Source organism: Pseudomonas citronellolis (assembly GCF_029335315.1).
Lineage (GTDB): Bacteria > Pseudomonadota > Gammaproteobacteria > Pseudomonadales > Pseudomonadaceae > Pseudomonas > Pseudomonas citronellolis_A.
Genome location: NZ_JARJLT010000231.1, coordinates 1 through 8,619, shown reverse-complemented (window position 1 = coordinate 8,619; position 8,619 = coordinate 1). Strand labels below are relative to the sequence as shown.

Below are 8,619 nucleotides of genomic sequence, written 5' to 3'. Positions count from 1 at the left end.
AGCCATGGGCCGGCGCGCCCCGTAGGAGCGCGCCATGCGCGCGATTCGCGGGCGCGGCCCGTTCCTACGGGGCGGGGCGGCCGCGATGGGTCATTTCGTTTCCAGCACGCCGCGACGAATCTGGTCGCGCTCGATCGACTCGAACAGCGCCTTGAAGTTGCCCTCGCCGAAGCCGTCGTCGCCCTTGCGCTGGATGAACTCGAAGAACACCGGGCCCATCAGGGTTTCCGAGAAGATCTGCAGCAGCAGCCGGCGGCTGCCGCCCTCGGAGGTGCCGTCGAGGAGGATGCCGCGGTTGCGCAGTTCCTCCACCGGTTCGCCGTGGTTCGGCAGGCGCTCTTCGAGCATCTCGTAGTAGGTCGCCGGCGGCGCGGTCATGAAGCGCATGTTCAGCGCCTTGAGGGCGTCCCAGGTCTTCACCAGGTCGTCGGTGAGGAAGGCCACGTGCTGGATACCCTCGCCGTTGAACTGCATGAGGAACTCCTCGATCTGCCCGGCGCCCTTGGAGGATTCCTCGTTGAGCGGGATGCGGATCATGCCGTCCGGCGCGGTCATCGCCCGTGAGGTCAGGCCGGTGTACTCGCCCTTGATGTCGAAGTAGCGGATCTCGCGGAAGTTGAACAGCTTGGCGTAGAAGTCCGCCCAGTAGGCCATGCGCCCGCGGTACACGTTGTGGGTGAGGTGGTCGATGATCTTCAGGCCGGCGCCCTTCGGGTGGCGGTCCACGCCTTCGATGAACTCGAAGTCGATGTCGTAGATCGACGAGCCCTCGCCGAAACGGTCGATCAGGTACAGCGGCGCGCCGCCGATGCCCTTGATCGCCGGCAGGCGCAGCTCCATCGGCCCGGTGGGAATCTCCACCGGCTGCGCGCCCAGCTCCAGGGCGCGGGCGTAGGCCTGGTGGGCGTTCTTCACGCGGAAGGCCATGCCGCACACCGAGGGGCCGTGCTCGGCGGCGAAGTAGGCGGCCAGGCTCTTGGGCTCGTTGTTGAGGATCAGGTTGATTTCGCCCTGGCGGTACAGGTGCACGTCCTTGGAGCGGTGCGTGGCCACCTTGGTGAAGCCCAGGCAGGCGAAGATCGGTTCCATCACGCCGGGGGTAGGGGAGGCGAATTCGATGAATTCGAAGCCCATGAGGCCCATGGGGTTGTCGAAGAGATCAGCCATGTTCGTGTTCCTCGCGGTGGACGCGCTTCTTCTGGTGCGCGTCCGGGATTCGGAAAGTCGTGGGGTCAGCTACGCGGCCGGCGCGGCGGCGAGCAGGGCACCCCGCGCACGCTGCGTGCGAGGTGGTCGCCGATGGTGACTTTGAATCCGAGGCTGTGCATGGCGCGCTCCTCAGGCCGGCTTGTCGGCCTGGGCGTCCGGGTGGGCCTGGCGGAAGGCCGGGTGCTCCAGGGCCAAGCGTTCTACCCTGAGTATGCGCGAGAATCCGTCGAGGTCTACCTTGAAGCGGCGGGCGGCGTACAGCTGCGGCAGCAGGTAGACGTCGGCCAGGCCCGGCTGCGCGCCGAAGCAGAAGCCCGCGTCGCCGATCAGCGCTTCCACGGCCGCCAGGCCTTCGCCGATCCAGTGGCTTATCCACTGCTCCACGCCTGGCTCGTCGACGCCCAGCCCGCGCAGGCGGTTGAGCACGGCGACGTTGTGCAGCGGGTGGATGTCGCAGCCGATCAGTGCCGCCACGCCGCGCTGCTTCGCGCGTTGCAGCGGCTCGGCCGGCAGCAGGGCCGGTTCGGGGTGGGTCTCTTCCAGGTATTCGATGATCGCCGGGGACTGCACCAGCAGCTCGCCGGCGTCGGTGACCAGCGCCGGCACCCGGCCTTGCGGGTTCAGCGCGCGGTAGGCGTCCTGGCGCTGCTCGCCCTGCAGCAGGTTGACCGGCAGCTGGCGGGCGTCCAGGCCCTTGAGGGCCAGGGCGATGCGCACGCGGTAGCTGGAGGTGGAGCGGTAGTAGGTGTAGAGGTCCATGGACTCTCACTCGCAGGCGGCGTGCACGTTCATCGCGAGCACTGTTGTTTTCGTAACCTGCTTACACTCTGCGTAATTTTTCCGCCAAGGGCAAGCCCCGCGCTCCGTCCGGGGAGAGGGGGCTCGCGGTGCGGCGGTTATTCGATCGGCTCGAAGGGCAGGCCCACATAGTTTTCGGCGATGCAGGTGCGCCCGGCGTGGGAGTCGAGGAAATACTCCAGCTCGGTGTCGAGCATCTTCTGGGTGAAGGCGTCGCTGTCGGGGAATTTGTGCAGCATGCTGGTCATCCACCAGCTGAAGCGCTCGGCCTTCCAGATGCGTCGCAGGGCGATCGCCGAGTAGCGCTGCAGCAGCTCGACGCGGCCCTCGGCGTAGACCTTGAGCAGGATACGGAACAGGCTGTTGACGTCGCTGGCCGCCAGGTTCAGGCCCTTGGCGCCGGTGGGCGGGACTATGTGCCCGGCGTCGCCGACCAGGAACAGCTTGCCGTACTGCAACGGCTCCACCACGAAGCTGCGCAGCGGGGCGATGCTCTTCTCCAGCGACGGCCCGCTGACCAGCCGCGCGGCGGCGTCGGCCGGCAGGCGGCGCTTGAGTTCGTCCCAGAAGCGCGCGTCCGACCAGTCCTCGACCTTCTCCTCCAGGCCCACCTGCAGGTAGTAGCGGCTGCGGGTATTGGAACGCATGCTGCTGAGGCTGAAGCCGCGCTCGCTGCTGGCGTAGATGAGTTCGTGGTTGACCGGCGGGGTGTCGCTGAGCACGCCGAGCCAGCCGAACGGGTAGACGCGCTCGTAGGTCTTCAGCTTCTCCGCCGGGATGCTCTGCCGCGACACGCCGTGGAAGCCGTCGCAGCCGGCGATGTAGTCGCAGTCCAGGCGCGCCTGTTCGCCGTCCTTGCTGAAGGTGACGTAGGGTTTCTCGCCCTGCACCTCATGCAACCGCACGTCGCCGGCTTCGTAGATGGTCAGGCCGCCGGCGGCCTGGCGCGCCTGCATTAGGTCGCGGGTGACTTCGGTCTGGCCGTAGACCATCACGCTCTTGCCGCCGCTCAGGGCCTTGAGGTCGATGCGTTCGCGGCGGCCGTCCAGCACCAGTTCGAAACCGTCGTGGGGCAGGCCTTCGGCGTCCATCCGGGCGTGGGCGCCGGCTTCGCGCAGCAGGTCGACGGTGCCCTGTTCGAGCACCCCGGCGCGGATGCGCCCGAGCACGTAGTCCGGGCTCTGGCGTTCGAGGATGACGTTGTCGATGCCGGCGCGCTGGAGCAGTTGGCCGAGCAGCAGGCCGGAGGGGCCGGCGCCGATGATGGCAACCTGGGTTTTCATTGTTGTTGTCCTCATAGTCACGACGCGGGGCTGTCGAAGGCACGCCCGGGCGTCGCGTCGTTGTTATTGACTCCTGCATTTTTGGTGGATGAATCGCCGCGCAGAAGGCAATATCCAACAGATAACCTGGATTTTTCGTGGATAGCCTCGGCGGCCTATAAATGCACAAGACGCCCGCTTCGAATCCGGTCCCGGTGTTCCAGCTGTACGGCGAGACCCACGCCTGGCCGACACCCGACCCGCTGCACTGCGAGACCATTCCCTCGCGCAGCAGCCTCTACGACTGGGAGATTCGCCCGCACCGCCACGCCGACCTGGTGCAGTTGCTCTACGTGCGCGCCGGCGAGGCCGAGCTGGAAGTGGAAGGCAGCGTCACCCGCGTGCGCGAGGCCAGCCTGCAGGTCTCGCCGCCGCTGTGCGTGCACGGTTTCCGCTTCACCGCGCAGATCGACGGCTACGTCATCAGCCTGGCGCAGCCGTTCGCCGAGGAACTGCTCAGCCAGTTCGACCGCGCCGCGCTGGAGCAGCCGCAGTGCTACACGGTGGGCGAGGACGAGCGCTACCTGAGCACCCTGTTCGAGTCCATCGAACGCGAGTACGCGCGCCACGAACCGGGCCGCGAGCTGATGCTGCGCTCGCTGGTCAGCGCGCTGCTGGTGTGGCTCGGGCGCCGCCACCTGCAGGCCAGCCACGCCGCCAGCGCCGCGCCGGATCGCGGCCGCGAGCACCTGCAGGCGTTCCGGAGGCTGGTCGAGGAACGCTTCCGCGAACACCAGCCGATCGAGCGCTACGCCGAGCGCCTGGGCATCAGCGCGGCGCACCTCAACGCGCTGTGCCGGCGCCTGGCCGGGGTCTCGGCGCTGCAGCTGATCAACCAGCGCCTGCTGCTGGAGGCCAAGCGCAACCTGGTGTACACGGACATGACCGTGCAGGAGGTCTCCGACCAGCTGGGCTTTTCCGAGCCGGCGTACTTCTCGCGATTCTTCAAGCGCGGCACCGGGCAGTCGCCCAGGGCCTTCCGGGGTAACCGATGAACATCGACTCACGCATCAAGTTCCGCCACCTGCTGTGCTTCCTCGAAGTGGCCCGCCTGGGCAGCCTGGCGCGCGCCGCCGACCGCCTGGCGGTGAGCCAGCCGGCGGTGTCGAAGACCCTCAAGGAGCTGGAGGAAGTGCTCGACGCCAGCCTGTTCGAGCGCGGCAAGGGCGGCGCCGCGCTGACCGAGGCGGGCATCGCCTTCCTGCGCTACGCCGGGCCCTGCGTGCAGGCCCTGCGCGACGGCGTGGAAAGCCTGCGCGGCGGCGAATACGCGGCTAGCAGCGCGCGCCTGGGGGTGCTTTCCACCGTGGAAGGGGCCTTCCTGCCGGAGGTGGTGCGGCGGCTGCACGAGCGCCATTCGGCGCTGGTGCTCAGCGTGGTCACCGGGCCCAGCGCGCACCTGCTCTCGCAGCTGCGCGTCGGCGAGCTGGACCTGGTGGTCGGGCGCATGACCGACAGCCCGCAGATCCAGGGCCTGACCTTCGAGCACCTGTACAACGAGCCGCTGACCCTGGTGGTGCGCGCCGGCCACCCGCTGCTCGGCCGGGCGCTCGACGCCAGCGAGCTGGAGGAATACCCGCTGGTGCTGCCGACCCAGGGCACGACCATCCGCAAGCGCATCGACAGCCTGTTCGTCGAGCACGGCCTGCGCCAGTCGCCGCGGCGCCTGGAGACCCTGTCGCTGAGCCTGAGCCGGCGCTACGTCGATGAAAGCGACGCGGTCTGGGTGGCGCCGCTGGATGCGGTGCGCGCCGCGCTGCGCAACGGCGAGCTGGTCGAGCTGGCGCCGCAGTTGCAGGAAGCGGGCGGTTCGGTGGGCATCTGCAGCAACGCGTCGTTGCCGCTGTCGCTCGGCGCGCACTGGTGCCAGGAGGTGCTGCGTGAGGTAGGGCAGGCGTACCGCGATGGGTTTTATCCATAACCATTTGGTTAAGGATGGCGGGCAGCTTTTCAATTTTCCTGCACGGCAAGCTGGCGGAAACTGCGGCTCACATGCCTGATGCTCTACAGGCTCCTATAACTCCAACAACAGGAGACCGCCATGTCCGAAGTGGACAGCAGCCGGTTCGTCATCCGTGACCGCAACTGGCACCCCAAAGCCCTCACCCCCGACTACAAGACCTCCATCGCGCGCTCCCCGCGCCAGGCGCTGGTGAGCATCCCGCAGTCGATCTCCGAGACCACCGGCCCGGACTTCTCGCACCTGACCTTCGGCGAGCACGACAACGACCTGCTGCTCAACTTCAACACCGGCGCGCTGCCCATCGGCGAGCGCATCCTCGTCCACGGCCGCGTCGTCGACCAGTACGGCAAGCCGGTGCCCAACACCCTGGTGGAGATGTGGCAGGCCAACGCCGGCGGCCGCTACCGGCACAAGAACGACCGCTACCTGGCGCCGCTGGACCCGAACTTCGGCGGTGTCGGCCGCGCGCTCACCGACAGCGACGGCCGCTACATCTTCCGCACCGTCAAGCCCGGCCCCTACCCGTGGCGCAACGGCCCCAACGACTGGCGCCCGGCGCACATCCACTTCTCCATCAGTGGCCCGTCGATCGCCACCCGGCTGGTCACCCAGCTGTACTTCGAGGGCGACCCGCTGATCCCGATGTGCCCCATCGTCAAGTCGATCGCCAACCCCGAGGCGGTGCAGAGCCTGATCGCGCGCCTGGACATGGGCATGGCCAACCCCATGGACTGCCTGGCCTACCGCTTCGACATCGTCCTGCGCGGCCAGCGCCAGACCCACTTCGAGAATCGCTGAGGAGCTTCGCCATGCCCGTTCAACTGCTCCCCGAAACCCCCTCGCAGACCGCCGGCCCCTACGTGCATATCGGCCTGGCCCTGGAAGCGGCCGGCAACCCGACCCGCGACCTGGAAATCTGGAACCAGATGGCCAAGCCCGGCGCCGCCGGCGAGCACATCCTGCTGCTGGGCCACGTCTACGACGGCAACGGCCACCTGGTGCGCGACTCCTTCCTGGAGTTCTGGCAGGCCGACCACGAAGGCAACTACGACAGCCGCTTCGACGCGGAGAAGGCGTTCAACGGCTTCGGCCGCACCGCCACCACCTTCGACGCCGGCGAGTGGACCCTGAAGACCATCAGGCCCGGCGTGGTGAAGACCGCCGACGGTCGTCCGCAGGCGCCGCACATCAACGTGTCGCTGTTCGCCCGCGGGATCAACATCCACCTGCAGACGCGCCTGTACTTCGAGGACGAAGCCGAGGCTAACGCCAAGGACCCGGTGCTCAACCTGATCGAGCAGGCGCCGCGCCGCGAGACCCTGGTGGCCCGCCGCTGCGAAGTGAACGGCCAGCTGGCCTATCGTTTCGACATCCGCATCCAGGGCGAAGGCGAGACGGTGTTCTTCGATTTCTGATAGGTGCCGACGCTTGCACGGGCGGGCCGCGCGAGCGGTCCGCCGGTCGGCGTTCACGGCATGGCGTAGGCTGTGCCTGATGACGAAGAAAACTGGAGCCCTTGCGTGAGCAACCGACTTTTCGACGCCTACTTCACCCAGCCGGCGATGCGCGAGCTGTTCTGCGATCGCGCGCGCCTGCAGGGCATGCTCGACTTCGAGGCCGCCCTGGCCCGCGCCGAGGCGCGCTGCGGGGTGATCCCGGCCAGCGCGGTGGCGCCCATCGAGGCCGCCTGCCGCGCCGAGCTGTACGACTTCGACGCCCTCGCCACGGCCATCTGCAGCGCCGGCAACTCGGCCATTCCGATGGCCAGGGCGCTGGGCCGCCAGGTCGCCGCGACGGCCGTGGAAGCCGAGCGCTACGTGCATTTCGGCGCCACCAGCCAGGACGCCATGGACAGCGGCCTGGTGCTGCAACTGCGCGCCGCCGTCGGCCTGCTGGAGGACGACCTGGCGCGCCTGGGCGCGGCCCTGGCCGAACAGGCCGGCAAGCATGCCGACACGCCCATGGCCGGGCGCACCTGGTTGCAACACGCCACCCCGGTGACCCTGGGCATGAAGATCGCCGGCTGGCTGGGGGCGGTCAGCCGTCACCGCGAGCGCCTCGCCGAACTCAAGCCGCGCCTGCTCAGCCTGCAGTTCGGCGGCGCCTCCGGCAGCCTGGCGGCGCTGGGCGACGACGGTTTCGCCGTGGCCGAGGCGCTGGCCGCGGAGTTGCGCCTGCAGTTGCCCGAGCAGCCCTGGCACACCCAGCGCGACCGCCTCGTCGAATTCGCCGCCTGGCTCGGCCTGGTGGCCGGCAGCCTGGGCAAGCTCGGTCGCGACCTCAGTCTGCTGATGCAGACCGAGGCCGGCGAAGTCTTCGAGCCTTCCGCGCCGGGCAAGGGCGGCTCCTCGACCATGCCGCACAAACGCAACCCGGTGGGGGCCGCCGTGCTGATCGGCGCCGCTACCCGCGCGCCGGGGCTGGTCGCCACGCTGTTGAGCGCGATGCCCCAGGAACACGAGCGCAGCCTCGGCCTGTGGCATGCCGAATGGGAAAGCCTGCCGGAGCTCTGCTGCCTGGTCTCCGGCGCACTGCAGCAGGCGCTGCTGGTGGTGCCGGGGCTGGAGGTGGACGCCCAGCGCATGGCCCGCAACCTCGACCTGACCCGTGGCCTGGTGCTGGCCGAGGCGGTGAGCATCGCCCTGGCCCGGCGCATCGGCCGCGACGCCGCGCACCACCTGGTGGAGCAGTGCTGCCGCCAGGCCGTGGCCGAAGGCGCGCACCTGCGCCAGGTGCTGGGCGGCAACGCCGAGGTGCGCGCGCAACTGAGCGACGCCGAACTCGACCAACTGCTCGACCCGGCCCATTACCTGGGGCAGTGCCGCCGCTGGGTGGAACGCGCCCTGGAAGAACACACGCGCCTCGGCTGAGGCGCCATCGACACGCGAGAGAGACCCCGATGGACGAGAAACAACGCTACGAAGCCGGCATGCAGGTACGCCGCGCGGTGCTGGGCGACGCCCACGTCGACCGCAGCCTGCAGAACCGCACGGCTTTCAACGAAGAGTTCCAGGAAATGATCACCCGCCACGCCTGGGGCGACATCTGGACCCGCCCCGGCCTGCCGCGCCACACCCGCAGCCTGGTGACCATCGCCATGCTCATCGGCATGAACCGCGAGGGCGAGCTGAAGCTGCACCTGCGCGCCGCGCGCAACAACGGCGTGAGCCGCGAGGAGATCAAGGAAGTGCTGCTGCAGAGCGCGATCTACTGCGGCATCCCGGCGGCCAACGCCACCTTCCATCTGGCCGAGGACGTGTGGAACGAGCTGGGGACGGAGTCGCTGGAGGGCTGAGCCGCGCCGGGCATGGCTTCGGCGTACGCTGC

General features: G+C 68.8%; 9 protein-coding genes. 6 read left to right on the top strand and 3 right to left on the bottom strand.

Annotation, left to right across the window (positions count from 1 at the left end):
- Nucleotides 1-90: 90 nt before the first annotated feature.
- The 3 genes from hppD to pobA form a co-directional block, all read right to left on the bottom strand.
- On the bottom strand, nt 91-1,167 hold the full coding sequence (gene hppD, locus P3W75_RS18120) for a 4-hydroxyphenylpyruvate dioxygenase (protein ID WP_276228698.1): 1,077 nt from the start codon (nt 1,165-1,167) through the stop codon (nt 91-93).
- 171 nt (nt 1,168-1,338) lie between these two features.
- Entirely contained in the window at nt 1,339-1,968 is a 630-nt protein-coding gene (gene maiA, locus P3W75_RS18115) for a maleylacetoacetate isomerase (RefSeq protein ID WP_276228697.1), read from the bottom strand.
- Between the two features lie 137 nt (nt 1,969-2,105).
- A complete protein-coding gene (pobA, locus tag P3W75_RS18110; protein ID WP_276228696.1) occupies nt 2,106-3,290 on the bottom strand; it encodes a 4-hydroxybenzoate 3-monooxygenase in 1,185 nt (394 codons plus the stop codon).
- 161 nt (nt 3,291-3,451) lie between these two features.
- Between pobA and P3W75_RS18105 the strand changes: the two genes are divergently transcribed.
- The 6 genes from P3W75_RS18105 (at nt 3,452) to pcaC (ending at nt 8,587) form a co-directional block, all read left to right on the top strand.
- Nucleotides 3,452-4,324 carry a helix-turn-helix domain-containing protein gene (locus P3W75_RS18105; protein ID WP_276228695.1) on the top strand — a complete coding sequence of 291 codons (873 nt, stop codon included), beginning with the start codon at nt 3,452-3,454 and terminating at the stop codon, nt 4,322-4,324.
- Complete coding sequence (gene pcaQ / locus P3W75_RS18100; RefSeq protein ID WP_276228694.1) at nt 4,321-5,250, top strand: pca operon transcription factor PcaQ; 930 nt, start codon at nt 4,321-4,323, stop codon at nt 5,248-5,250. Before P3W75_RS18105 ends, pcaQ begins: the two co-directional genes overlap by 4 nt.
- Nucleotides 5,251-5,370: 120 nt before the next feature.
- Nucleotides 5,371-6,090 (top strand): protocatechuate 3,4-dioxygenase subunit beta, encoded by a 720-nt coding sequence (gene pcaH, locus P3W75_RS18095; RefSeq protein WP_276228693.1) that lies wholly within the window; start codon nt 5,371-5,373, stop codon nt 6,088-6,090.
- An 11-nt stretch (nt 6,091-6,101) separates the two neighbouring features.
- Nucleotides 6,102-6,707, top strand: a complete 606-nt coding sequence (gene pcaG / locus P3W75_RS18090; protein ID WP_276228692.1) for a protocatechuate 3,4-dioxygenase subunit alpha — start codon at nt 6,102-6,104, stop codon at nt 6,705-6,707.
- Nucleotides 6,708-6,812: 105 nt separating this feature from the next.
- A complete protein-coding gene (locus P3W75_RS18085; protein ID WP_276228691.1) occupies nt 6,813-8,162 on the top strand; it encodes a 3-carboxy-cis,cis-muconate cycloisomerase in 1,350 nt (449 codons plus the stop codon).
- A gap of 29 nt (nt 8,163-8,191) precedes the next feature.
- The gene (pcaC, locus tag P3W75_RS18080; RefSeq protein ID WP_276228690.1) at nt 8,192-8,587 is read left to right on the top strand and encodes a 4-carboxymuconolactone decarboxylase; all 396 of its coding nucleotides are present in this window, start codon (nt 8,192-8,194) and stop codon (nt 8,585-8,587) included.
- Nucleotides 8,588-8,619: the final 32 nt, after the last annotated feature.

Coding starts and splice junctions, on each gene's coding strand:
- hppD (WP_276228698.1), bottom strand. CDS start 1,167: ATGGCTGATCTCTTCGACAACCCCATGGGCCTCATGGGCTTCGAATTC.
- maiA (WP_276228697.1), bottom strand. CDS start 1,968: ATGGACCTCTACACCTACTACCGCTCCACCTCCAGCTACCGCGTGCGC.
- pobA (WP_276228696.1), bottom strand. CDS start 3,290: ATGAAAACCCAGGTTGCCATCATCGGCGCCGGCCCCTCCGGCCTGCTG.
- P3W75_RS18105 (WP_276228695.1), top strand. CDS start 3,452: ATGCACAAGACGCCCGCTTCGAATCCGGTCCCGGTGTTCCAGCTGTAC.
- pcaQ (WP_276228694.1), top strand. CDS start 4,321: ATGAACATCGACTCACGCATCAAGTTCCGCCACCTGCTGTGCTTCCTC.
- pcaH (WP_276228693.1), top strand. CDS start 5,371: ATGTCCGAAGTGGACAGCAGCCGGTTCGTCATCCGTGACCGCAACTGG.
- pcaG (WP_276228692.1), top strand. CDS start 6,102: ATGCCCGTTCAACTGCTCCCCGAAACCCCCTCGCAGACCGCCGGCCCC.
- pcaC (WP_276228690.1), top strand. CDS start 8,192: ATGGACGAGAAACAACGCTACGAAGCCGGCATGCAGGTACGCCGCGCG.